Genomic DNA, 24,556 nt, shown 5'->3' with positions numbered 1-24,556 from the left:
TTTGGAGGCGAATTTGAGCATGGTTCACCCTTCCTCTGTGCCAGCAACCGACTCAATTAAATTTGGTACAGATGGTTGGCGAGGTGTAATTGCCGCAGACTTTACATTTGAGCGTTTAGCATTGGTGGCACCGATTGCAGCTCAAGTTCTGGCTCAAGTGTATGGGGCGACAGGTAGCCGCACGATTATTGTGGGGCACGATCGCCGCTTCTTATCGGAAGAGTTTGCCCGTACGACTGCTGAAGCAGTGCAAGCCGCAGGCTTCGATGTCTTGCTAACCAGTACCTACGCACCTACGCCTGCCTTTAGTTGGGCCGCCAAGCAAGAAAATGCTCTGGGAGCCTTAGTGATAACAGCCAGCCACAATCCGGGTAGCTACTCTGGCCTAAAAGTCAAAGGAGCGTTTGGAGGCTCAGTATCTCCAGAAGTCACTAAGCAAATTGAAGCCTTGCTAGCAACGCCACCCGCTGTAACTACTAATTCGCCTGGCACCATCCAAAGCTTTGATCCTTGGCCGAGCTACTGCGAAGCGATTCGCCAAAAAGTCGATATTGCTCTGATTCAAAATGCGATCGCCCAAGGCAACCTAACTGTTTTTGCGGACGTGATGCATGGAGCCGCAGCGGGTGGCTTGGCCCAGATTTTAGGCATGCCGATTCACGAACTCAACAGCGATCGCGATCCACTCTTTGAAGGCGGCGCACCCGAACCATTACCTCGCTACCTCGACAAGCTTTTTCAACAAATCAAAACCCACCGAGCTGCTAATTCCAATCTGGCGGTTGGATTGGTTTTTGATGGAGATAGCGATCGCATTGCTGCGGTTGATGGCCAAGGCAACTTCCTTAGCTCTCAAGTGCTGATTCCGATTTTGATTGATCATCTGACTGCTCGTCGGGGCTTCAAAGGTGAAATCGTCAAAACAGTCAGCGGCTCCGACCTCATCCCCAAAGTAGCGGCTCTGTACAACCTACCTGTATTTGAAACAGCGGTGGGCTACAAATACATTGCCGACCGCATGATGGAAGCACAAGTGTTGCTGGGCGGCGAAGAATCGGGTGGTATCGGCTATGGACATCACATCCCCGAACGAGATGCCCTCCTCTCTGCTCTGTACGTTCTAGAGGCGATCGCTCAGTCTGGGTTGGATTTGGCAGATTTTTACCGCCAGTTACAGGAAAAAACTAACTTCATCTCTGCTTACGATCGCATTGATCTGCCCTTGGCGAGTATGGCTGTGCGATCACAGTTGCTAGAGCAGCTACAAAATCATCCCTTGACTGAAATTGCCGGACAAGCCGTGATTGATTGCAATACTGCCGACGGCTACAAATTTCGCTTACCTGATCAGCGGTGGCTCATGATTCGCTTTAGCGGCACCGAACCTGTGCTCCGCCTCTACTGCGAAGCCGCAACCCTCACCCAAGTTCATGAAACTCTTGCTTGGGCTAAGAACTGGGCCAACTCCTTTTAATGACCTAACCCCCAACCCCTTCCCTATTAGGGAAGGGGAGAATTGTTGTTTCTGCCTGACTTATTATCATGAGACCCCTGATTGTTGCTACTGGCAATCCTGGCAAGCTGCGGGAAATGCAAGAATATCTGGCTGGTTCCAATTGGGATTTGCAGCTTAAACCAGCCGAACTCGACGTGGAAGAAACTGGGGACACCTTTCTCGCCAACGCTTCTCTGAAAGCAGCGCAAATTGCTCAAGCTACGGGAGAATGGGCGATCGCGGATGACTCCGGTTTAGAAGTAGAAGCTCTAGAAGGTGCACCCGGCGTTTACTCCGCCCGCTATGGCAAAACCGACTCAGAGCGAATAGAGCGGTTGCTGATTGAACTCGGCAGTGAACTCAATCGCCAAGCTCAGTTTGTCTGTGTCGTCGTCGTCGCCCGCCCAGATGGTTCGATCGCCCTGCAATCAGAAGGACTTTGTCGGGGAGAAATTCTGCATGCCCCTCGTGGTACGGGTGGATTTGGCTATGATCCGGTGTTCTACGTGCCAGAAAAGCACCTCACCTTTGCGCAAATGACCCCAGAGGTGAAGCGATCGCTGAGCCATCGCGGTCAAGCCATCGCAGCTTTAATTCCACAACTGCGATCGCTGAAAGCAGACTGAGTTGCCAAGAGCGATAGGCTGTTTCCAAGTGTTAGAGAAGAGGAAGAGACAAAAATAAGGCTCACCTCAGTAGGTGAACCTTAAACTTTAATGCCCTGAGGAAGCCGATTGCCAGCCCTGCTCAGATTGCTTCGAGGTTCTTTTCCCCAGTCCGAATGCGGATGATTTGTTCCACTGGCGAAATAAAGATTTTGCCGTCCCCAATTTCACCCGTCCGAGCAGCGGTGATGATCTTCTCGACCACCATGTCAACCTGGTCGTCCTCAATCACAATTTCCACTTTGAGCTTTTGCAAAAACTCAACCGTGTACTCGGAACCGCGATAGCGCTCAGTTTGCCCCTTCTGGCGTCCAAAGCCTCGGACTTCAGAGACAGTCATGCCAACAATGCCAGCATTCACTAAAGCAATTTTGACTTCGTCCAGCTTAAAGGGCCGAATAATAGCTTCAACTTTTTTCAAGTGCTTAACTCCTCAGACCGTTTTTCTACCAATTAACCAGCATGACACTTTCTATCACCGCTCAAACCCAGACTTTTGTAGCAAAAAATACATTTCTTTGAGCGGGCAATCGCAGTACTTGGCTGTACTTTATAAGACTTGACGTGGTCAACAAATTTTATCGTCTAACTAGAGAATTAGTCAGACCTATTTATCACTGAGGCGAATTGAATCGGCTGCAATACATAGCTGCCTACCACCATCTATTTAACGGCTAGGTAAAAAAGGACGCACAATCAAGAAGCCTGCCCCAAATGCTGAGACAACAATCAGAAAGATGACTGCTGCTAACCAAAAACCACCTAACTCAGGTGATTGCTCTCCTTGGGGACTGCGACGAGGCCGTGTTTCTGCTTGCTCAGTAAATAGCTTTTCTGAAACCACCGTCGGTTCGGCTGGCTCTGGCCGAGGATTAAAACTCCGGGGCATGGATCGAGCAGGTTCAGGGGTGAAATAACTCGGCTCAACCACAATATCGGGTCTTGCATACGCTACTTCAGCCACAACACTGCGGCTGAGAGGTTGCTGGGAACCCGCTACCTTTTGTAACTGCAAAGCGGACTGAACAACTTTGTCAACTTCTGTCCGTAGTTGTTGATTTTGCTTAGCTAAATTTTGATTCTGATTGTTGAGGGAATCGAGCATGGCGCGGGTGGCTTGCAGCTCGGCAGCCAACTCGCGGTATACCGAAATAGGCACCGAGGGAGCATAACCATTAGCTGTAGCTTGCCCAGTGTAACTAGAGGCCGTAACGTTGCGCATTGGTGGCTTAGTATTGAGATGGGATGTCATAGGGTTGAGCTGAAATCCTACAGGGCAGCATCGGTCAATTAGTCGATTGATCTATGCCCCAGAATAGATGAAATTAGAGCAATCTAACAGCGATTCGTCAAGGAATTCGCTACAAATCTGCAAATTCAGCCCGCAAACTCAGATCCATCCATTCGTCAACGTTTGTCTTTGCATGACTATGAATCACTCTCCAGCCTCTCCAAATATGGTATTTGAGCCTGATGCGATCGCTGAATCTGTGTCTCAGGTGAAGTACGGAGAACGGCAAATCGCTGAAGGACAACTGATCACTTTTCCCAATCCTCGGCTGGGACGACGTTATGATGTCAGCATCACCTTGCCAGAATTTACCTGCAAGTGTCCGTTTTCGGGATATCCTGATTTCGCTACGATTCACATTACCTATGTACCTGATCAGCGCGTGGTAGAGCTAAAAGCGCTGAAGCTGTACATCAATAGCTATCGCGATCGCTATGTTTCCCACGAAGAATCGATCAACCAAATTTTGGATGATTTCGTCGCCGCTGCTGACCCTCTAGAGATCAGAGTTAAAGGTGACTTTAATCCCCGCGGTAATGTCCACACCGTAGTGGAAGTGCATCACCAAAAGGATCATTAAAGTTAGACAATGAGGGCAACCACAAGGGTTGCCCCTACCGCATATCAACCAATGCCCGAATTTCTAGCGGGCCGATGGCGTAAGAGCTTCAGCAGCGATCGCAGGCTTAGCAGGTGAAGAGGTAGGTTGACTCAGGCGATCGAGAATTTCTAGCAACTCCCGCTCAAAGGCAACTTGCGCCCGATTAGTTCTGCCACCGACATAGAAGCGTCCCTCTTTCTGCAAAGCCCAAACTTGCGAGTGAGAGACATAGCTCATCATGACGCTCAACATTAAGAGCCCAAACCCAGCGTAGACCGCCGGTATCCCTGGGTCAGCCTTGATTTGCAAACCTGTACTGCCAATTAAATCCACCACAGACAGCGTGACGCCATTCACATCGACCGCCATCCCTGAACGTACAGTGGCAACAAGCTTGCCTTGAATGTCGTAGATCAGCAGCATGCCTTGTAAATCTTTAGCTACAAGGGACACGCCAGCGCTTAGATCTGGTTTAGTAGGCACCCAGGTTCCCCAGATTCGGCCTGCACCGCCTGTTTCTAGCTGTCCCATAGGTAAGCGAAACACAGGACTTTTGTTGAGTCGGACTTGAGCAGCCGCGATCGCCCAATCCGCCTGATACAAAGTCACGCCTTTGTGCCGCAATGGCTCGTTCACATGAATCGTCTTACGCTTAATTTCCTGTCCTTGACTATCCAGCACCGACAAGTCTGAATAAAACTGATCAATCGCGCCCTCAGGCGTATAGTCAATCCAAAAACGATTCACCCGAACTGACCAATCTTTCGGCACCTGTGCCCCCGCCCAAGGCCCCGCATCCACAATGTTTTGAATCTTAAACGTGGCTCCACTGGGAATCATTTCTTGAGCCATAAAGCCAGTCATAGCTCCCCAAATAGCCCCCCCCAAGATCAGTAACATGCTGGCATGCACCACAATCGGCCCGACGCGTCCCACTAAGCCTTTGCGGGCATACAGCTTTTCTCCCTCTTGAAAAACTTTGTAGCGTTGCCTTTCTAAAAGAGGAACTAAAGCTTCTAAGGAGCCTATTTCCAACTCCGCGCTGAGCGCTAACTTTTGAAACTGGCGGGGCTGCTCATAAAATTTCCATTGTCGTGCCGCTTTTAGCGCCGGAAATTGGCGAGTAAACGTACAAGCGGTCAGACTGCCCCCAAACAAAATAAGGATCGCCAAAAACCACCAAGTCCGGTAGACATGATCCAACCCTACCGCTAACAGCACTTTCCAAGAGAGAAAGCCAAACAAAGCTGGGTCTTCGGGATAGTTCGCTTGATAAAAAGCGATCGATTGACCTTGCTCAATTACAGTACCGGAGATACTCGCCACCGCGATCGCTAAAAGCAGCACAATGGCCAATCGCAAATCTGCTAGCAGCGGCAGCAATTCTTTTTGAAAAAAGCGTTGAGGACCAGTCCTTAAATTCAAAATTTTGGATAGAAATGTGTTGTCTGTAGTCATTTCTAGAAGGTTGCGGTGGGCAGAAAACGGAATAGCAGCGAAAAAACTCCAAATCCAACTAGCAAGGCTCCACTAGCAGGCGTAATCCAACTAGACCAGCGGCGAAGTTCTAGTAACTTTTTGATTGAAGCCGTGAAAGTACCTGCCAAAATTAGCGGAGCTGAGTAACCTACTGTATAAGCCAAAAGCAGCACTCCCCCCATCACAGGATTGTGGGTGGTAGAGACCCATCCTAGTAAAGTAGCGAGGACTGGAGTGCTACAAGGAGAAGCCACCAAACCAAAAGTTAAGCCCAAGAGATAGGCGCGGACACCGGCTGGTAAATCGGAAGGAATTAGCTCAAAACCATCAAATGAAGGTAGTTGGAGCGGCAGGGCTTCTAGGAGATTCAGCCCCATAATGATGGCGATCGCACTGACAACAATAGGTAAGCCAAGACCAATTTGGCCATAAACTTGACCGAGAGCGGTTGCGGCAATGCCCAAACCTGCCAACGTGGTAGCTAATCCTAGGGAAAACCAAGTCGATTGCAGAGCTGCCTGCCAACGGCTTTTGGCTTCGTAACCTCCGATGTACCCAATGGTAATCGGCAGCATTGACAGCATGCAGGGAGTCAAACTAGTCAAGAGCCCAGCCAGAAAAATGACTACAACACTCGTCACCGTCAGATGGGTCAACTGCGTCGAAACGAGACGGTTGGCAAATTGTTCTAGTTGGTACAGTTGGGTCCGCAATAATTCAATCATGCTGAAGCTGGCTCAGTTCGCTCAAACGCTATCCTCATGATCTTATTATCGAGGTTTCCTTGAGCTAAAGGCCAGAGATTATGTGAGTGATGGCTCAATGCACTGTTCAATTAGCTTCTAGCCGAAAGTCGCTGTTCTGGCAGCGAGACAACTTCGGCTTCACTACTTTCACGCGCTACTCGAATTAATAACCCCGCCGCTAGTAGGCTAGCGATCATAGAACTACCGCCATAGCTGAATAGCGGAAACGGTAATCCTGTCGTGGGTAGAGCGCCCGTTGCCACCCCAATGTTTAAGAGGGATTGCCCCACCATTAAAATCACCGCTCCGATCGCAACCAGTTGATGGACAATCTTGCGGGCTTTCAGGGCAACAAACAGACCTAAAGTGCCGTAGATTGCCAGAAGCAACAACAACAGCAAGCTACCCATAAAGCCAAATTCCTCAGCAAACACTGCAAAAATAAAATCTGTGTACTGAATCGGCAAGTAAAAGAGTTTCTGCTGCGACAGCCCAAAGCCTGTTCCCCAAACTCCCCCAGAACCAACGGCCAGTAAACTTTGAATCAACTGATAACCATCCTGAGCAGGGTCTGCCCAAGGATTCAAGAAAGAAATGACTCGTCGCCGTTGATACTCTTTAATGCTGATACTCAGTGTGGCTAAAAGCAGTCCTCCTAACGCAGTCCCTCCCAGGTAAGCGTAGGGAATGCCCGCTGCCATCGCGATTAACCAAAGGGTAATGCCACACAGCGCTGTCGTGCTCAAATTAGGTTGCAACAAAATGCCCGCCAATATAGCAGCAAAAACAGCTAGCCAGCTCCATCGGTAAGTTGGGCTAAAACGGTTCCATTGCCCAAACAACCGAGCACTTTGCAGAACCAAGAATGGCTTCATTAACTCTGATGGTTGTATTGGTACAGGCCCCAAGGCCAGCCAACGCGTTGCACCATTCACAGTTGTGCCTAAACCCGGCACCAAAGTCGCAAAAATGAGACCCAATATCAACACAACAAACCAATGTGCCATACCCAGGGCATAGCGCAGTGGAGAATGCACTAGTAGGTTAAATCCTACCAAGCCAACTAAAATCCATAGAATCTGGCGTTTAAAGTAGTAAAGCCCATCGCCAAAATCTGCATCTGCAACCGGGTAAGAAGCAGAAAATAAAGCTGCTAGCCCAACCATCAACCATAGGAAAGTTAGCCACCGCAGGAGACGAGCCTCTAAGCTCCAACTCTGTGCAGACGTGTCAAAAAATGGGATTAGATAGCGAAGATTCACAGCAGCCGTGGTGTGCAATCAAAGAGTATCTGTTAAGAGTAGCGCAGGCAGTAGAAGAAATATAGGCAATAAAAAAGAGGCCATCACGGCCTCAAGGCTTGTATTCCAAGTCGATAAAGAGTGAGAGCCTTGGTAGGCGTTGCTGAATGATTTAGAGGAGGCCAGTGTTGGTTCCGGGTCTGCCAGTTGCCAACTCAACTTTAACGATCTTGCCGCCCATTTTCATGATGCGTTGCTGCTCACGAAACCAGTTCTCGTAGGGAACTAGCTTCGTGAAATAGGTGTTCTGTAGTTCCCGCTGGGTGCGAATCCGGGTTTGGCTAGGAACACAAGCCGTAACCTTAAACATGCGCATGGGTTATTTCTCCTGACTAGTGTGCAGAGTTAAAGTTTGGAGATCAAAGAATTTCAAGTTCAGAATCTTAGAGATGTAGCACCAACTTCTGAGCAACCAAAGTGTCGCTGTGAAGGTGGCATCTAAGAGTCTGCTGAGGTCCGAAGAATGCTTACTGAGTCAGTTGCGACGTTGCTAGAGGCGCTATAGCAGCTAAAACGTGATGCGATCGCTTAAATCACGAATGTAATAGCGAATAAAAATCAAAGCTTCTCGATATAGAGGAGCGATCGCAAGACCCCAAAAATCCTCTAAATATGCTGAAGGCTGGGAGTCAAGAGTCAATACTAGACCGCTAAAACCAATCTACTTATGAGTTAGACAAGTCTTTAACAAGCTAGCACTCACTCTAGACTTCCCAGACCTTACAGAAGGGATTGAGCTTTGAGTTTGAATTAAAGCTAACTCAGCACTCAGCACTCAGAATCTAGCGATTAGCTCAAGCCAGAGGAGATGTAGTCGAGGTAAACACCCATTTCCTTACCAGCATCTGCACCAACCAAGCTAGCAGTCACTTCTTTGATTGCTTGGATAGCTTGTACAGTAGCAGCGATGGGTACACCCAAGGAGTTGTAGGTTTCCTTCAAGCCATTGAGCACGCGCTCATCAAGGATGGAAGGATCGCCAGCTAGCATTGCGTAGGTTGCATAGCGGAGGTAGTAGTCGAGGTCGCGGATGCAAGCAGCATAGCGACGAGTGGTGTACATGTTACCACCGGGACGGGTGATATCAGAGTACAACAAGGACTTAGCAACAGCTTCCTTCACGATTGCAGCTGCGTTAGCGCTGATGGTGGTAGCTGCACGAACGCGCAGTTCACCAGATTGGAAGTAGCCCTTGAGCTTTTCCAAAGAAGCGGTGTCTAGGTACTTACCTTGAACGTCAGAAGAGTTAATAACAGCAGTAATTGCGTCTTGCATGGTTTTGCTTCCTTAAATCACGTAATCTCGAAAAGTATTTGACTGTGCGTAGGCAAGGTCAAAACCTTACTGCATTGCACCGATCACGTAGTCGAAGTAGGAGCCAGCTTCAGCAGCGTCTTCACCAGACAACAGAGAAGTAGCAACGTTCTTCAGGCCGCGGATACCTTCAGCAACGCCATCCACGGGAGTACCCAGAGACTTGTACATCTCACGAACACCAACGATACCGATTTCTTCGATGGGGGTCACATCGCCAGAAACGATTCCGTAGGTTACTAGACGGAGGTAGTAGTCGAGGTCACGCAGGCAGGTAGCGGTCAGCTCTTCGCCGTAAGCGTTTCCACCAGGAGAAACAACATCAGGGCGCTTTTGGAACAGTTGGTCGCCAGCTTGCTTAACAATGCGCTCACGAGAATCGGTCAAAACTTGAGCGATGCGGAGACGACGCTCACCAGAGGTCACAAAGCTCTTGATCCGATCTAGTTCGCCAGGGCTGAGGTAGCGAGCTTCAGCATCAGCATTCACGATGGATTTCGTGACAATACTCATTGATGGATTCCTCCAAAAGAAAAAGTAACCAGACGTGTCTAAACTGGCATTTGTAATTCAAGACGGCTGAGTGCTTACTTGCAAAGTTGCCCTAGCAGGATTTGGCAATCAGCAAATTTTTGCAACTCAACAATCTGCCTTCCGCAAATATTTTGCGGCATCAGGTTCACATTCTAAGGTTGTTCGTAATAGTTTGTAATATTACCCTCAGCTTTCCCCTTAGGAATATTACGCAGCCTATCAATCATCTCTCACAGATACACAGCAGAAATAGCGAGCCATTGGGATCGAGAAATCGCCAATGCCCGCTAGGTAGATTTATGAGTCGTTATTCAGTAAATGAGAGCTTCTAACCTACCCATTTATATGTGAGTAGGTTAGAAAAATCCCCGGAGTGTACCTACCGACTCGCTAGAGCGACTAAACGTTGCGAGAACGCCCGCCTAGGTAGGAAGGAGATAAATCAGACCAGGATTGCTTCACCAAATCAGCATCCGCCTTGATGCTACCCAGGTAGTTACCAGCGGGCAGAGTCGGGAAGCGCTTGTAGGGAACTACGTCCTCGCCGAAGTAACGTGCGTATTCTGGGCTATCTACCATTGCTTCTACCGCACCCTTGAGACCTTGATCAGCCAACAACTTGTTGTACTGACGAATCTCCGCTTGAGTCGCTGGGGCGCGTCCCAGGATGTGACGGAAGAGGAACTCAATCACCTTCGTATTGGGATAGGGCGTGTAGAAACGACGACGGTAGATGTCAGAGCTAGCTAAAGCTCGAACAAACTCCCGCACAGGAATTTCGCTGTTCCGCAGTTTGCTTTCTAACTCAGAACGACGGAATTCTGCCGGAACTTGGCCGCTAAAGACATCCAACACTTGGCAGTAGATGGCATTAATGACGTTGGCTGTTTCCGTTTGGTCCATACCAGGATTCATGCGGTAAATCCGGGCGGGTTTGCGGCGAGACGTACCCACGCCTACTTCTACAGATTGGCCCGATCCATTAGTAAAGGAGCGACCCAGCTCCAGGAATAGAGGCTGAGTTTTGTCCATCTGACGAGCTTTGGCCGCCAAATCAGCCATGCTCTTAGACATCAACGGCATCTTGGTGATGTCCATGCGGGACTTGACTGGCTCAAAGCTGGGTACAACCAAGTCATCGTTTTGCTTCGTGAGTTGGTTGTAGAGCTTTTCAGTGTTGGGGAAGTTAGCAGCAGGCAAAGTGGGGAAGCGGCGGTAGGGCACCGTGTCTTCACCAAAGAGCTGTCCATACTCAGCGCTGTTGACCATTGCCCCAACAAAGCCCCGAATTCCTTCAGATGCCAAGAGCTGGTTATACTTCCGAATTTCGGCTTGGTCCTTAGGAGCGCGGCCTAAGAAGTGCTTCGTTCCTAACTCGATTACCTTGGTGTTGGGGTAGGGAGTGTAGAACTCTTTGATATACAGTCTGGAACCACCTAAGGCTTCAATAAATTCCTTAAGGTTGATCTCGCCATTACCAAGTTTGCTTTCTAGAGCGGTGAATTCGTTCTGTAGAATGTACGGCTCGATGTCACGCTCGAAGATTTGCCGATAAGCGGCACGAATAAGAACGGGTAGAGCTGTTTTATCCGTGGTGGTGGTGAGCTTAAAGACTTTCGTCTGTTCGCGTTGCTTGTTGACCCCTTGGTTAATGCGGAATTGCAGATCGGGTTCTGTCCGGACTTGCTTAACTTCGCCCAGTTCCACAAATCTTGGCGCTTCATCAGTCTGAACTCGCGCGCCAGTTTCACCAATGCTGCCAACCCGCACAGAACGAAGAGCTAAGCCACCAGGGGTAACATAGCGCTCGTAAGGAATGGTATCTTCCCCAAAAGCTTCGCTGTACTCTGGGCTGTCGAGAATGGCATCAACCAGAGCATAGAAACCTTTCTTGGCGCAGATATCGAAGTACTTGTTGGTTTCTTGACGACCGTAAGTAGGACGACCTAGCAAGCGGCGATGAATGTACTCGATCGCCTTGGTGACGTAGAGAGAGGTCCAGTACAGTTTGCGGAAGAGATCAGACTTCGCTAACTGACGGATGAACTCCCGGACTGTAATCTCGCCATTTTCCAGCTTGATTTCCGAGACTTTGATGCGTTGGCCTTCGTACACATCGCGACCAAAGACTTGTAAGTAAGCAGCGCGAATGACTTTCTGAGTGGAGCTTTCAGCAAACTTGATGCTGGCGTTTTTGTCGTAGCGCTTGCCACTAAAGCTGGGCAGTTGATCCAGCTTGAATACCTTGGGCCCTAAAGTTCCAGGGGCAATTCCTCTTGCGGCTGGGTTGCTGAGTTGGTTATTGATGCCAGGACCCCGGTTAATCAGAATCCGGCGAGTATCTTTGCCGAAAGGAGCGGGACTCGCGCTGGGGTTGCGAGTCTCTTTCGGGAAGATGGCACCAAATTGGATTTCGAGGGGATCGTTACCAGAGCCGTAAGGGTGTTGGTCAGGTAGTGGGCGATCGTACCCTGCAAAGGTGGTAAGGAACTGAGGTACCTTGCGGAAGGGAGCGCTGTAGTTAAACAGGTCTTGCTGGGGTCCCCAGTTACGACACTCTTGAGCTTCCTGACCCAAACCGCGTAGGTAGGGTACGGTTTCTTCCCCAAAGTAGTCAGAGTACTCCTGAGAGTCTACTAAGGCATCGACGAGAGCCGACAAACCACCCTTGGAAACGATAGAGAAGTAATTCTGTACTTCTTCGCGACTGCTAGGACCCCGACCGAGGAAGTGACGGAATGCTAGTTCTAGAGCGCGGCTATTGATATAGGGTTCAAAAAAGTTTTTGCGATATAGAGGTGATTTACCCAAGCGGCGAACAAATTCCTTCATAGAAATGTCGCCATTCTTAACCTTGGACTCTAGGTCAGAAATGGATAACGAGTAAGCGCGGGTAATATCACGCTCAAAAACTTGCCGATATGCTGCTTTAACAATTTCTTGTTTCTCAGAAGCAGAAAGACCCGGCTTCATTGCATACTTGGGTCTACGCTCAGCAGCATTGAAGTAGATCTGGGGCAGTTGTAGCCCTTGCAAATCACCAGATTGGCGTTGACGGATTTTGTCAGAGGGGCTAGGAGCCTTAAATTCGTTGATTAAGACATCGAAGTACTGACTGACAACATTGGTTCCGTTCTCATCTTTGCGAAAGTAACCCAGGGCTGCTTGGCGCATTTCTTGCAACGCCACAATGGTTGCTTCACCAGAGCAAGCATTCTCGATGATTTCTCGCAAGCCACGGGTGTTGACTGCAATGATGTTGGGGTCGCCAGCGACGATCGCGTAGGTCACATAGCGTAGGAACCAGCTCAAGTCTCTGAGAGATTTTTGCATGTTGCTAGGGCCATAACGGGCGACGTTAATGGGCCTAAAGTTTGCTGGGGCTGGGCCACCACCAGAAGCGCTAAATAGCGATCGCAATCCCTCTAAGAAGCCACCACCGCTAGATACATAAGTCGCGGTACCCAGCTTCATAGCTTCTCGAACATCACCAACTTCCATGCCGCCAGCAGTCGCCATCGCGGTTTCCCTAGGCTTCTCCAGGTAAGCCATCGGTGAACCACCGACGAAAATGCGGTTGGCGGCGCGAGAAACGATAATTTCTGAATTTTGAGTTAACGTTTCTGCAATTTCGAGGCGTTTGAGTCCAGAGTTGAAATAGCTTGTTAGCTCGCCCAACTCGGTCGTGCCTAAAAAGCGGTCTTGCTGTTCAGCTTGCGAAATTGTTGCAACTGGTACGGTTTGATAAAGTTGCGGGCGCGCAACCGAGCTTCCACCACTTGCCTTAACACTCATTGGATTTCAAAAGCTCCCTTCAGATCATTAATGCGTTGAACCTGACCAGAGTGCCACTTGGCAACCATCCACAAGCCGATTCTCTACGAGGTTCATTCAACAAAAGAACAAGGCTTCTGGAAAAAGTTAATAAAACGACTGCCTAGGGTCAACCAGCTCAGTTTTTAGATTAAAACGTTTCGGACGCTCCACAGGGCTTTATTAAAAAGTGTGTAGAGTCCTGTTGATAGGTTTACGGTGCGATCATACGAGATCTAGGTAAGACACCTGAGAAAAAAGATAAGTTTTGTTACTTTGGTTTTAGTCACTCGTGACAAATTCCTCTGACCCCATAAGGCATTCAACCCTTTTGCGATTTTGGAAATATGGGAGGCGATCGCAACTGAATTGAAAACAGCTATCTCAGCAATTAGAAGGGTAAACTTAATGTTTCTTTACTCAACAGAGAGATATATAGGAGGCGAGAGTTAGGAGTCAGGAGTTAGAAAAACTGGTTTTTGTTTTTTAGCTTTTTTGGCTCTCAACTTCTAACTTCTAAAATTCTGGCTCTTGACTTCTGACTACTCACCTCTAGCTCCTCACCCCTGTAACAACGCCAAGACATTCGCTAAACTCAATCTTGCTGCGATTTTGCTCATCATGTCAGATTCTCAAACGGTTAGCGCTGCGGTTGCCAAACTCTACGATACTTACCCATTTCCCCCAGAACCACTGCTGGATGAACCACCTCCGGGCTACAACTGGCGCTGGAACTGGGTGGCAGCCTACAACTTTTGTACTGGGCAAAAACCTCAAAAGCAAAATGTGCGAATTTTAGACGCAGGGTGTGGGTCTGGGGTTGGTACTGAATATTTGGTGCACTTAAATCCGCAGGCTCAAGTCGTAGGGATTGATCTTAGTGCTGGAACGCTGGCCGTTGCCAAAGAACGCTGTCAGCGATCTGGAGCCGATCGCGTGGAATTTCATCACCTCAGCATTTATGACGTGGCTCAAGTTCCGGGAGAATTTGACCTGATCAACTGTGTGGGCGTGCTGCACCATTTGCCTGACCCGATTCGTGGCATTCAAGCATTGGCTCCTAAACTCGCTCCCGGCGGTTTGATGCATATATTCGTCTACGCTGAATTGGGACGTTGGGAAATTCAACTAATGCAAAAAGCGATCGCGCTGCTGCAAGGCGATCGCCAAGGTGATTACAAAGATGGCGTGCAGGTGGGGCGACAAATTTTTGCAGCACTACCTGAAAACAATCGGCTGGTGAAGCGAGAACAAGAGCGCTGGTCTTTAGAAAACCAGAAGGATGAATGCTTTGCGGATATGTACGTGCATCCGCAAGAGGTGGACTACAACATCGAAACTTTGTTTGAGCTGATTGACGCTTCTGGCTTAGAGTTTTTGGGCTTCTCCAATCCTCGGCAATGGCAGCTAGAGCGATTACTCGGCAAAGCGCCAGACTTGGTTGAACGAGCTAAGGGACTGAGCGATCGCGAGAAATATCGCCTGATCGAACTGCTCGATCCTGAATCAGTCACCCACTACGAATTTTTCTTGGCGCGCCCCCCCCTACCGGAAGCCGATTGGTCACAGGATGCCGCTCTACTAGCTGCCATTCCAGAACGTAGCCCCTGTATGGACGGCTGGCCCAGCCAATGCTTGTTTAACTACGACTATCAAATTACGAATTTATCGGCAGCAGAGTTTGAATTTATTCAAGCTTGCGATGCCAACACAAGCCAGCAGCGCACCGTTCAAGAGATTTTGGCCGAGCTAACTTTAAAAGTGGACCAAGTGCGATCGCTGGTTGAGCAGCAGTTAATTTTGCTCACTCCAGGTCAATCGATAGCGCAGTCATAAGCATTTTGCCATTTCGGCTCGAATGAGCGCCAGTCAGGACAGATTATTTCAGAATTCCTCATCTTAGTGCTCGATTTTCAGCATTAAGTATTGTTACCACCCCGTGATATGATCTGTCCTGGCTGATCCCAGTCAAGTTAAATATCTGGACTCGTTTCAGAGTTTTGTGACCTTGTCAGACCCAACGCTGGAACCAACACCTGTAAGCGGAGATTTGCAACCTAGCGATTCTCCAGCGACAGAACCTAACGCCTCCATGCAGGAGTACTATCGGCTACAGCAAGAACTGCTAGTCATAACACTGGTTGCAACGGCAGTGATCTTCGGTTTTGTCTGTTTTTTTTATTCTCTGAACATTGCCCTCAACTATTTGATTGGGGCGTGCACAGGTGTGGTTTACTTAAGACTGTTGGCTAAAAACGTTGAGCAGCTTGGCAATAGCAAGAAGCGTGTGGGCAACACCCGGCTCGCTCTTTTTATTGGGTTGATTGTAATAGCAACTCAGCTAAATCAACTGCAAATTATCCCAATCTTTTTGGGATTTATGACCTATAAAGTGGCGCTCCTCGTTTACGTGCTGCGAATTACATTCATCCCTGACCCCAAGTAGGTTGGGCGATTCTTAGAATTCTCCACTCTAATCTCTGGGGAACCTCCTGAATGGACATGCTGTATTTTGATGCCTTTAACTCCTTCCGCCTAGCTGAGTTGGAAGTAGGACGACATCTTTACTGGCACCTCGGCAACCTCAAGTTGCACGGGCAGGTATTTATTACCTCCTGGTTTGTGATTGGACTTCTCGTTCTGTTTTCCTTAGCAGCAACCCGTAATGTCCAAAGAGTGCCGTCAGGACTGCAAAACCTGATGGAATATGCTTTGGAATACATTCGCGATATTGCTAAGACTCAAATTGGTGAGAAAGACTATCGCCGCTGGGTGCCGTTTGTTGGCACATTATTTCTCTTTATCTTCCTGTCAAACTGGTCGGGTGCACTTGTTCCTTGGAAGCTGATTAAGCTATCAGAGGGTGAGTTGGGCGCACCGACTGCTGACATCAACACCACAGTGGCATTTGCCTTGCTGACCTCCTTGGCATATTTCTACGCAGGGATTAGCAAGAAGGGCTTGGGTTACTTTGCTCACTATGTTGAGCCTGTACCCATCATGTTGCCTTTCAAGATTTTGGAAGATTTCACCAGGCCGCTCTCCCTAAGCTTCCGTCTCTTTGGCAACATTCTGGCTGATGAACTAGTAGTAGGAGTTCTCGTACTCTTAGTTCCTCTGTTCGTGCCGTTGCCAGTGATGGTGCTGGGTCTGTTTACCAGTGCGATTCAGGCGTTGATTTTTGCAACCCTAGCCGCCGCTTACATTGGTGAAGCTGTGGAAGAGCATGGGCATGGTGGTGAAGAGCATGGGGGACACGCTTAAATCCCTCAGTTGAGGCGTAGCCTATTACGCCTATCTATAGCCCGGTACTATCGCAGAAATTGCTTGGTTTAAGTAGTTGCGATCGGTGATTTAGGGCAGCGTGAAAATCACGTATCTGCTAGTTAACGTACACCTGTTATTTCTGCATTCAAGATAAGGACACTCATCATGGATCCATTAGTTTCTGCTGCTTCTGTTTTGGCTGCTGCTCTAGCTGTTGGTCTAGCTGCAATTGGCCCTGGTATCGGTCAAGGTAATGCTGCAGGTCAGGCAGTAGAAGGTATTGCTCGTCAGCCCGAAGCAGAAGGTAAAATTCGCGGTACTCTCCTGCTCAGCTTGGCGTTCATGGAAGCGCTCACCATCTACGGTCTAGTAGTTGCTCTCGTTCTATTATTCGCTAACCCCTTCGCTTAAGGCTTTTGGTTACTGACCCCGTAGAGATGTGGTCAGCGATCGCATCTCTACACCTAACTATTTTCTAGTTCTAGCCCAATTCAAGCTTGACCCTGCTTGGCAACGGGAAACACGTAATTATGATGCATTCGACAATTTTACTGGCTGCGGAAACTGCTAAACAGGGTGGGTTATTCGATCTCGATGCCACGCTGCCCTTGATGGCGTTGCAGTTTCTGGCTCTAGCCACCGTCTTAAACGCGATTTTTTACAAGCCTCTGAGTAACGCGATTGACGGTCGGAACGAGTATATTCGTACCAACCAAGCGGAGGCCAAAGAACGCTTGGCCAAAGCTGAGCACCTCGCCAAGCAGTATGAGCAAGAGCTAGGGGAAGCCCGTCGGAAGGCTCAATCGATTATTGCTGAGGCCCAAGCCGATGCTCAAAAAGTTGCGGCTCAGAAGGTTGCAGCAGCACAACAAGAAGCCCAAGCTCAACGAGAACAGGCTCAGCAAGAGCTTGATCAGCAAAAGCAAGTAGCGATGCAATCGTTAGAGCAACAGGTTGATGCTCTCAGTCGCCAGATTTTAGAAAAACTACTCGGCCCTCAGTTGGTCAAGTAGAGCTGGCTCAAGAGTTGGGAGATGGAATCGGGGAATCGCGGCAGCTTTAGTCGTGGTTTGTAGCTCTGGTTAGCAACCAGACTTTGGCATGAGCAGCGCAGTTATGGATGAGTATCATGGGGACCTTTTTATTACTAGCAACGGCAGGTAGTGCAACTGCCTCCGGGTTGGCAGAAGCAGCCGAGGAAGGTGGGTTTGGCTTAAATTTTGATATTTTAGAAACCAACCTAATCAACCTCGCCATCATTATTTTTGTGCTGTTCTACTTCGGGCGGAAGTTCTTGGGCGGTATCCTAACAGAGCGTCGCTCAGCAATTGAGACAGCGATTAAGGATGCAGAGAAACGCCAGCGCGAAGCTGCGTCCGCTCTGGCAGGACAACAGCAAAAGCTAGCTCAAGCGCAAGCTGAGGCAGAACGCATCCGGGCGACAGCGGAGCAAAATGCTCAAGCCGCCAAGGAAGAAATTCTGGCTCAAGCAGCAAAAGATGTGGAGCGGATGAAGGCAACCGCAGCTCAAGAAACCAATACTGAGCAAGAGCGGGCGATCGCCGAACTGCGCCAACGAGCAGCAGCTTTGGCCGTGCAGCGGGTTGAATCTCAGATTGGTAACTACTTGAACGACGGTGCCCAACAACAGTTGATTGATCGCAGCATTGCGCTGTTAGGAGGCAACTCATGAGAGACAGCATTGTAGTGGGTCAAATCGTCGAGCCCTATGCTCAGGCTCTAATGTCAGTTGCCCAATCCAACAACATTGTTGACCGCGTGGGTGAAGACGTTAGCGCTTTACTAGAGCTGCTGAACAGCTCGGAAGACCTGCGTAATTTTCTGGCGAATCCTTTGACCAAGGCTGACGTGAAAAAGTCAGTTTTACAGCAGGTGACTGGCGATCAATTGCATCCTTACACTCGCAACTTCCTCAGCCTGTTAGTTGATCGAGGCCGCATTCTCTTCATTGAGGGCATTTGTAAGCAGTACCAGGCTTTGTTGCGTAAGCAAAATCAAACCGTTCTGGCTGAAGTGATTTCTACTGTAGAACTCAATGAAGAGCAGCAGCGCTCTGTGCGAGAGAAAGTGACAGCGATGACCAATGCTCGCCAAGTAGAGCTTGCAACCAAGATTGACCCAGACCTAATCGGTGGCGTCATCATTAAGGTGGGTTCACAAGTGGTTGATGCAAGTATCCGGGGTCAGCTACGACGTATTTCTCTCCGTTTGAGTAGTGCCGCCTAGGCTCAAACAACGACCTATCCTTCATCCCTCATCCTTAGTAAAAGAGCAATTCTCATGGTAAGCATCAGACCTGACGAAATTAGCAATATTATTCGGCAGCAGATTGAGCAGTACGACCAAGAAGTTAAAGTCTCCAACGTTGGTACAGTATTGCAGGTTGGAGACGGCATTGCCCGGATCTACGGTCTAGAACAGGTAATGGCAAGCGAGTTGCTAGAGTTCCAAGACGGGAGTGTCGGCATCGCCTTCAACCTGGAAGAAGATAACGTCGGTGCCGTGCTGATGAGCGATGGCCGCGATATTCAAGAAGGTAGTTCTGTTACTTCTACTGGGAAAATTGCTCAGATCCCAGTGGGTGATGCGATGATCGGTCGCGTCGTCGATGCTCTGGCTCGCCCCCTTGATGGCAAAGGTGATATCCAGACCAGCGAAACTCGTTTGCTAGAGTCTCCTGCACCTGGCATCATTGAGCGGAAATCTGTGTATGAGCCGATGCAAACTGGGATTACCGCGATCGATGCGATGATTCCCATCGGTCGGGGCCAGCGGGAGTTGATCATTGGTGACCGCCAAACAGGTAAGACTGCGGTTGCCCTTGACACCATCTTGAACCAGAAAGGCGAAGATGTAATCTGCGTCTACGTTGCGATCGGTCAGAAAGCTTCTACCGTTGCCAACGTGGTGAACGTGCTGCGTGAGCGTGGCGCTCTCGACTACACCATCGTGGTTGCTGCAAACGCGAACGACCCTGCTACACTCCAGTGGCTGGCTCCCTACACCGGAGCGACCTTGGCTGAGTACTTTATGTACAAAGGCAAAGCAACCTTGGTGGTCTACGATGACTTGTCCAAGCATGCTCAAGCGTATCGCCAAATGTCCTTGCTGCTGCGTCGCCCACCCGGACGGGAAGCTTACCCCGGAGACGTATTCTACTTACACTCCCGCTTGCTAGAGCGTGCAGCTAAGCTCAGCCCTGAGTTAGGTGAAGGTAGCATGACCGCGCTGCCCATCATCGAAACCCAAGCAGGTGACGTATCTGCTTACATTCCTACCAACGTAATCTCGATTACCGATGGTCAGATCTTCTTGTCTTCTGACTTGTTCAACGCAGGCTTACGCCCCGCTGTAAACGCAGGTATTTCGGTATCTCGTGTGGGTTCTGCGGCTCAAATCAAAGCCATGAAGCAAGTGGCTGGTAAGGTGAAGCTGGAACTAGCTCAGTTTGCTGACCTAGAAGCATTTGCTCAGTTTGCATCTGACTTGGATAAAGCAACTCAAGACCAGTTGTCCAGAGGACAGCGTTTGCGTGAACTGCTGAAGCAGCCGCAAAATTCCCCCATTCCTGTGAACGAGCAAGTTGCTCTGATTTATGCAGGGATTAACGGTCATCTAGATGATGTACCTGTTGATAAAGTCACCAGCTACGTGAAGAGCCTGCGGGAATATCTCAGAACCAGCAAGCCTCAGTATGCTGAAATCATTCGCAACCAAAAGACGCTGAACGCTGAAGCGGAGCAAATCTTGAAGGAAGCGATCGCTGAATCGAAGCAAGCATTTATGGCAGCTGCGTAGGAGATGAGCCATTAGCGGTTAGCCAGTGGTGGCTTAGTCTTCAAACACTAATAGCTCATGGCTAATCGCTGATCGCTAATGGAGGGAAATAACTATGGCAAATCTCAAAGTCATTCGCGATCGCATCCAGTCGGTCAAAAATACCAAAAAAATCACGGAAGCAATGCGCCTCGTGGCTGCTGCTAAAGTGCGTCGAGCTCAAGAGCAGGTAATCGCAACCCGTCCCTTTGCCGATCGCTTGGCACAGGTGCTGTACGGTTTGCAAACTCGTCTACGGTTTGAAGATGTAGACCTACCCCTGCTGAGAAAGCGCGAAGTCCGTACTGTGGGTCTGTTAGTGATTTCGGGCGATCGCGGTCTCTGTGGAGCTTATAACTCCAACGTGATCCGTCGGGCTGAAAATCGGGCCAAAGAGCTGAAAGCAGAAGGCCTAGATTACAAGTTCATCATGGTTGGCCGCAAATCCTCGCAGTACTTTCAGCGCCGGGACCAACCCATCAGTGCTAGCTACACAGGTTTAGAGCAAGTACCCACAGCTCAAGAAGCTTCGGAAATTGCAGACGAGATCCTGTCGCTGTTTCTCTCAGAGACTGTCGATCGCATTGAGTTGGTTTACACCCGCTTTGTGTCTTTGATTAGCTCTCGGCCTGTGATTCAGACGCTGTTGCCTCTTGATCCTCAGGGTTTAGAGACACCCGATGATGAGATCTTCCGATTGACCAGTCGCGGTGGACAGTTCCAAGTAGAACGCTCCAGAGTTAGCGCTGAAGCCAGAGCGCTGCCTCGCGACATGATCTTCGAGCAAGATCCAGTACAAATCTTAGATGCTCTCTTGCCCCTCTATCTAAACAATCAGTTGCTACGGGCTTTGCAAGAGTCGGCGGCTAGTGAACTGGCAGCTCGAATGACGGCCATGAACAATGCTAGTGAAAACGCTAGTGAGTTGATTAGTGGTTTGACTTTGTCCTACAACAAAGCGCGTCAGGCTGCGATCACTCAAGAAATTCTAGAGGTGGTTGGTGGAGCTGAAGCTCTTGGCTAAACACTAAAAAATTCACTTGAGCTAAAGATTGAGCATGCGTCTGAGCTATTTCAGGCGCATTTTTTGTTGCTTGAGCTTGTGTTTCTGGGTGACGCATCTCGTGAAACAATAAAAAAGAGCAAAGAAAAAGCTGTTGTCTTGGGGTTGTCGCCCTTCATTCTGGTTATTATGTCCCAAATCTACAAAGTTCAAATTCAGCATCAGGGCAACAGCCATGTTTTAGAAGTGCCAGCCGATCGCACCGTTCTGGAGGTGGCTACCGAAGCAGGCGTGGAACTGCCTAGTTCTTGCAATGCCGGAGTCTGCACTACCTGTGCTGCACAGATTACAGAAGGTAACGTTGAGCAGGGTGATGGCATGGGAATTAGTCAGGAGTTACAGCAACAAGGTTATGCACTTTTATGCGTAGCTTATCCTCGCTCTGACCTCAAGATTGAAACTGAGAAAGAAGACGTTGTATATCATCTGCAATTTGGGCAATTCCAAGAGCGCAAATAATTCCTTATTCTGAGATATAAAGATTGCTTCAGGTTAGAAGTAGCCAGTTGCTAACTTCTCCAAAGTTAACCGTACTCAGCGGAAATGTGGCATAAACTAATACAGCGTTGGAATCAGCAACTATGACGACCCACTTTATTACGGCTGAAATCGATCTGCAAGAGTGCCCAGTAGCGATGCATCAAGCGATTGAGGTAGAACTGCAAAAGCGAGGTCAACCCTTGCGTTGGGCAGTTACCGATGTAGATGTAGAGCAACAAAAAGCCTATATTGATGCGATCGTAACCTCTGATGCAGCTACGTCTGAGACTGTAACCACGGCTTGATTCAGCGTCCCTACACTGTTTTATTAATTGTTCCGACCGGGATTGGAGCGGCGATCGGGGGTTATGCAGGCGATGCTCTACCTGTAGCCCGAGCGATCGCCCAAGTTGCGGATTGCTTGATTACCCACCCCAACGTGCTCAATGGCGCTCAGCTTTATTGGCCTTTACCCAATGCACTGTATGTCGAGGGGTACGGACTTGATCAGTTTGCCGCAGGACAATGGGGCTTGCGATCGGTGCATCAAAACCGAGTCGGTTTGGTTCTTGATCAAGGCATTGAACCAGAGTTGCGAGTGCGGCAGCTACAGGCAGCCGATGCGACTCGCGCTACCTTAGGTTTGAACTTAACTGATTATGTCGTGACTGATGCTCCTTTAGGGGTGGAGTTACGCACTGCGGATTCGGGAGCTACCTGGGGCACAATTCAGAACCCGGATAGTTTGCTACGAGCGGTTGAACGACTGATTACGCAGGCACGAGCTGAGGCGATCGCAGTCGTGGCTCGGTTTCCGGATGATGTCGATAGCGAAGCGCTGCAACAGTACCGTCATGGGCAAGGCGTTGATCCCTTGGCAGGTGCAGAAGCGGTGATTAGTCACTTGGTAGTCCGAACCTTTCAAATTCCCTGTGCTCATGCGCCTGCTTTGGCACCGCTACCGCTAGATTCAGAAATTTCTCCCCGTTCTGCTGCGGAAGAGTTGGGCTACACCTTTTTACCCTGTGTGTTGGCAGGACTCAGCCGAGCGCCGCAATTTACAACTCAGCGTTCTCCCCACATCAAGGATGGAAGTGAGATCTGGTGCGATCGCGTGGACGCAGTCGTTATTCCTGAAACAGCCTGTGGCGGTAGCGCTGTGTTAAGTTTCAGCCACTCTCAAGCTCAAATTATTACGGTGCGCGAGAATCAAACTAAAATGCGGGTGCCGCCATCTCGGTTGGGCATCAAAGCCATTCAAGTGAACTCTTACTTAGAGGCTCTTGGCGTGTTGGTAGCGCATCGAACTGGAATTAGTCCGACTGTGCTTCAGCCTCACGTTGCACCCATTCGTCACTTGGTCTGAAATCTAGTCTGAAACAGGTGTAACTGAATTTAGGTTTTCGTTAAGCTGTAACGGACCGACTATTTCTAGCCCCTGTTGGTGTAGTAGTTGAGTTGTAACTTAGCCTTTCCCTAGTTTTGTGGCAAATCAGCTCCCTCAAACTCCCGAAACCGAAACTCTAACCCGCGTCCAAGTTTTAATTGCGATGGGCGTCACAGCTTTATTTTTGTTGATGGTTGCCAAAATTTGGCAGCGAGTGGGTGGGGTTTCTCTGCTACCACTGAATTGGATGGGAAATGCTCCCTTCTGGGGGATAGGACTTGGCTTAGGAATTTCTGCAACCAGCGCCATCATTTATCGCCTTTGGCCTGCTTATCGCCAAAGTGCAAATCTTTATCTAGACCTCGTGATTAGGCCTTTGGCTTGGCCTGATTTGGTTTGGTTGGGCCTTTTGCCTGGACTAAGCGAGGAACTGCTGTTTCGTGGTGTGATGCTACCCGCGTTGGGATTTGACCTGACAGGTTTGGCTCTTTCTAGCTTATGTTTTGGGGCACTGCACCTCAGCAGTCTTAAAAATTGGCCCTACATGCTCTGGGCTATGGCCATTGGGGCGGTATTAGGACTTAGTGCCCTCATTACAGGCAATTTGCTTGTGCCTCTAGCAGCTCATATTGTGACTAATTTGATTTCTGGCTGTGTCTGGAAGTGGCACAGTGATCAGAAGCCTAATCCTTCCGTTTGAGCTTAGCTATTACTTAAAGGGAAAACCTGGAACAGCGGCAGCGAATGGCTGCGCCTAAAATCTGAGTCCTGCTAAACCACTAGCGTTTTCTCGATGAATGCAACCGTCGGCGATCGCATCGCGCAGAATAGCTACCAAAGACCGATCGCGATCGCTCAGGCCGCCTCGCTCCACCAAACGATGAATTTGAGTTTCAGCAGCAGGTGAGAGAACTCCGGAGGAGAGCGCGTTGCGAACAAAAAATTCAACGCTATCGGTCCTCAAACTGTTATCAGTGGCACTGCTTAAATTCAACATGATTTGATTAAACGAGAACCCAGGGAACGGCGGGCAAAAACTTAGCTTCACTTCCACTTCCCTATATTCCTGAATGATTCTCTAAGCTTGCACCCTGCGAATGGGCGATTTCGTGAAGATTTTATGAAAAACAATAGTTGTAAGAATAAAGATTAGGGGCGTTGCTGAATAGATAATGATTTAAGCTGAGAGAGGAATTGTTCGATACTTCAAATAATGCAGCAGCAACCGAAGTGAACACTTCAACATCTCAACTGATTTGGAGTAGCACAAGGTTTTCCGGTGC

At 49.2% G+C, this 24,556-nt stretch carries 27 protein-coding genes and 1 pseudogene; 16 read left to right on the top strand and 12 right to left on the bottom strand.

Annotated elements, in window-relative coordinates:
* The first annotated feature begins 19 nt into the window (after positions 1–19).
* Positions 20–1,474, top strand: coding sequence for a phosphoglucomutase/phosphomannomutase family protein (locus NDA01_RS03940; RefSeq protein ID WP_348226965.1), 1,455 nt, complete (start codon positions 20–22; stop codon positions 1,472–1,474).
* 68 nt (positions 1,475–1,542) lie between these two features.
* Positions 1,543–2,121, top strand: a complete 579-nt coding sequence (gene rdgB / locus NDA01_RS03935; protein WP_348226964.1) for an RdgB/HAM1 family non-canonical purine NTP pyrophosphatase — start codon at positions 1,543–1,545, stop codon at positions 2,119–2,121.
* Between the two features lie 121 nt (positions 2,122–2,242).
* Here rdgB and NDA01_RS03930 read toward each other — a convergent pair whose 3' ends face one another.
* Together NDA01_RS03930 and NDA01_RS03925 are read right to left on the bottom strand one after the other, a co-directional pair.
* Complete coding sequence (locus tag NDA01_RS03930; protein WP_190431690.1) at positions 2,243–2,581, bottom strand: P-II family nitrogen regulator; 339 nt, start codon at positions 2,579–2,581, stop codon at positions 2,243–2,245.
* Between the two features lie 246 nt (positions 2,582–2,827).
* Positions 2,828–3,412 (bottom strand): hypothetical protein, encoded by a 585-nt coding sequence (locus NDA01_RS03925; protein WP_190556006.1) that lies wholly within the window; start codon positions 3,410–3,412, stop codon positions 2,828–2,830.
* 178 nt (positions 3,413–3,590) lie between these two features.
* Here NDA01_RS03925 and queF point away from each other — a divergent pair, with 178 nt between their 5' ends.
* The gene (gene queF, locus NDA01_RS03920) at positions 3,591–4,031 is read left to right on the top strand and encodes a preQ(1) synthase (RefSeq protein ID WP_431193309.1); all 441 of its coding nucleotides are present in this window, start codon (positions 3,591–3,593) and stop codon (positions 4,029–4,031) included.
* Positions 4,032–4,094: 63 nt separating this feature from the next.
* Here queF and NDA01_RS03915 read toward each other — a convergent pair whose 3' ends face one another.
* The 8 genes from NDA01_RS03915 to NDA01_RS03880 form a co-directional block, all read right to left on the bottom strand.
* Complete coding sequence (locus NDA01_RS03915) at positions 4,095–5,510, bottom strand: cytochrome c biogenesis protein (protein WP_348226963.1); 1,416 nt, start codon at positions 5,508–5,510, stop codon at positions 4,095–4,097.
* 2 nt (positions 5,511–5,512) lie between these two features.
* Positions 5,513–6,256, bottom strand: coding sequence for a cytochrome c biogenesis protein CcdA (locus NDA01_RS03910; RefSeq protein WP_348226962.1), 744 nt, complete (start codon positions 6,254–6,256; stop codon positions 5,513–5,515).
* Positions 6,257–6,366: 110 nt separating this feature from the next.
* The gene (locus tag NDA01_RS03905) at positions 6,367–7,539 is read right to left on the bottom strand and encodes an FtsW/RodA/SpoVE family cell cycle protein (RefSeq protein WP_348226961.1); all 1,173 of its coding nucleotides are present in this window, start codon (positions 7,537–7,539) and stop codon (positions 6,367–6,369) included.
* A gap of 151 nt (positions 7,540–7,690) precedes the next feature.
* A complete protein-coding gene (locus tag NDA01_RS03900) occupies positions 7,691–7,894 on the bottom strand; it encodes a phycobilisome linker polypeptide (protein ID WP_190431698.1) in 204 nt (67 codons plus the stop codon).
* Positions 7,895–8,086: 192 nt separating this feature from the next.
* Positions 8,087–8,218 carry a hypothetical protein gene (locus NDA01_RS03895; protein WP_255524960.1) on the bottom strand — a complete coding sequence of 44 codons (132 nt, stop codon included), beginning with the start codon at positions 8,216–8,218 and terminating at the stop codon, positions 8,087–8,089.
* Between the two features lie 149 nt (positions 8,219–8,367).
* Complete coding sequence (gene apcB / locus NDA01_RS03890; protein ID WP_190431699.1) at positions 8,368–8,853, bottom strand: allophycocyanin subunit beta; 486 nt, start codon at positions 8,851–8,853, stop codon at positions 8,368–8,370.
* A 66-nt stretch (positions 8,854–8,919) separates the two neighbouring features.
* A complete protein-coding gene (gene apcA, locus NDA01_RS03885) occupies positions 8,920–9,405 on the bottom strand; it encodes an allophycocyanin subunit alpha (protein WP_190431701.1) in 486 nt (161 codons plus the stop codon).
* Positions 9,406–9,825: 420 nt separating this feature from the next.
* Positions 9,826–13,221 carry a phycobilisome rod-core linker polypeptide gene (locus NDA01_RS03880; RefSeq protein WP_348226960.1) on the bottom strand — a complete coding sequence of 1,132 codons (3,396 nt, stop codon included), beginning with the start codon at positions 13,219–13,221 and terminating at the stop codon, positions 9,826–9,828.
* 639 nt (positions 13,222–13,860) lie between these two features.
* Between NDA01_RS03880 and NDA01_RS03875 the strand changes: the two genes are divergently transcribed.
* The 13 genes from NDA01_RS03875 to NDA01_RS03815 all read left to right on the top strand — a co-directional run bounded on the left by NDA01_RS03875 (position 13,861) and on the right by NDA01_RS03815 (position 23,973).
* Positions 13,861–15,075: a class I SAM-dependent methyltransferase gene (locus NDA01_RS03875; protein WP_348226959.1), complete on the top strand. Its 1,215-nt coding sequence runs from the start codon at positions 13,861–13,863 to the stop codon at positions 15,073–15,075.
* Between the two features lie 166 nt (positions 15,076–15,241).
* Complete coding sequence (locus tag NDA01_RS03870; protein WP_348226958.1) at positions 15,242–15,685, top strand: ATP synthase subunit I; 444 nt, start codon at positions 15,242–15,244, stop codon at positions 15,683–15,685.
* A 50-nt stretch (positions 15,686–15,735) separates the two neighbouring features.
* Entirely contained in the window at positions 15,736–16,503 is a 768-nt protein-coding gene (gene atpB, locus NDA01_RS03865; protein WP_242016737.1) for a F0F1 ATP synthase subunit A, read from the top strand.
* A gap of 168 nt (positions 16,504–16,671) precedes the next feature.
* On the top strand, positions 16,672–16,917 hold the full coding sequence (gene atpE / locus NDA01_RS03860; RefSeq protein ID WP_010994186.1) for an ATP synthase F0 subunit C: 246 nt from the start codon (positions 16,672–16,674) through the stop codon (positions 16,915–16,917).
* Positions 16,918–17,036: 119 nt separating this feature from the next.
* The gene (locus NDA01_RS03855; protein ID WP_190555992.1) at positions 17,037–17,519 is read left to right on the top strand and encodes a F0F1 ATP synthase subunit B'; all 483 of its coding nucleotides are present in this window, start codon (positions 17,037–17,039) and stop codon (positions 17,517–17,519) included.
* Positions 17,520–17,635: 116 nt separating this feature from the next.
* The gene (locus tag NDA01_RS03850) at positions 17,636–18,199 is read left to right on the top strand and encodes a F0F1 ATP synthase subunit B (RefSeq protein ID WP_190555990.1); all 564 of its coding nucleotides are present in this window, start codon (positions 17,636–17,638) and stop codon (positions 18,197–18,199) included.
* A complete protein-coding gene (gene atpH, locus NDA01_RS03845) occupies positions 18,196–18,753 on the top strand; it encodes an ATP synthase F1 subunit delta (RefSeq protein ID WP_348226957.1) in 558 nt (185 codons plus the stop codon). The genes NDA01_RS03850 and atpH overlap by 4 nt, the downstream gene beginning before the upstream one ends.
* A 54-nt stretch (positions 18,754–18,807) precedes the next feature.
* Entirely contained in the window at positions 18,808–20,325 is a 1,518-nt protein-coding gene (gene atpA / locus NDA01_RS03840; RefSeq protein ID WP_190431716.1) for a F0F1 ATP synthase subunit alpha, read from the top strand.
* 94 nt (positions 20,326–20,419) lie between these two features.
* Positions 20,420–21,367, top strand: a complete 948-nt coding sequence (locus NDA01_RS03835) for a F0F1 ATP synthase subunit gamma (protein WP_190431718.1) — start codon at positions 20,420–20,422, stop codon at positions 21,365–21,367.
* A 168-nt stretch (positions 21,368–21,535) separates the two neighbouring features.
* A complete protein-coding gene (locus NDA01_RS03830; RefSeq protein WP_348226956.1) occupies positions 21,536–21,865 on the top strand; it encodes a 2Fe-2S iron-sulfur cluster-binding protein in 330 nt (109 codons plus the stop codon).
* Between the two features lie 122 nt (positions 21,866–21,987).
* The gene (locus tag NDA01_RS03825) at positions 21,988–22,191 is read left to right on the top strand and encodes a DUF8621 family protein (protein ID WP_190555980.1); all 204 of its coding nucleotides are present in this window, start codon (positions 21,988–21,990) and stop codon (positions 22,189–22,191) included.
* Complete coding sequence (locus NDA01_RS03820; protein WP_348226955.1) at positions 22,188–23,252, top strand: DUF3326 domain-containing protein; 1,065 nt, start codon at positions 22,188–22,190, stop codon at positions 23,250–23,252. Before NDA01_RS03825 ends, NDA01_RS03820 begins: the two co-directional genes overlap by 4 nt.
* A gap of 118 nt (positions 23,253–23,370) precedes the next feature.
* Entirely contained in the window at positions 23,371–23,973 is a 603-nt protein-coding gene (locus tag NDA01_RS03815) for a CPBP family intramembrane glutamic endopeptidase (protein ID WP_348226954.1), read from the top strand.
* A gap of 54 nt (positions 23,974–24,027) precedes the next feature.
* Here NDA01_RS03815 and NDA01_RS03810 read toward each other — a convergent pair whose 3' ends face one another.
* Positions 24,028–24,270: a hypothetical protein gene (locus NDA01_RS03810; RefSeq protein WP_190550550.1), complete on the bottom strand. Its 243-nt coding sequence runs from the start codon at positions 24,268–24,270 to the stop codon at positions 24,028–24,030.
* 180 nt (positions 24,271–24,450) lie between these two features.
* A pseudogene (locus NDA01_RS03805) lies at positions 24,451–24,556 on the bottom strand (IS1 family transposase); the annotation flags it as partial.

The sequence above is a fragment of the Trichocoleus desertorum AS-A10 genome (assembly GCF_039962155.1).
Taxonomy (GTDB): Bacteria; Cyanobacteriota; Cyanobacteriia; order FACHB-46; family FACHB-46; genus Trichocoleus.
This window is presented reverse-complemented; position numbering and strand designations above follow the sequence as displayed.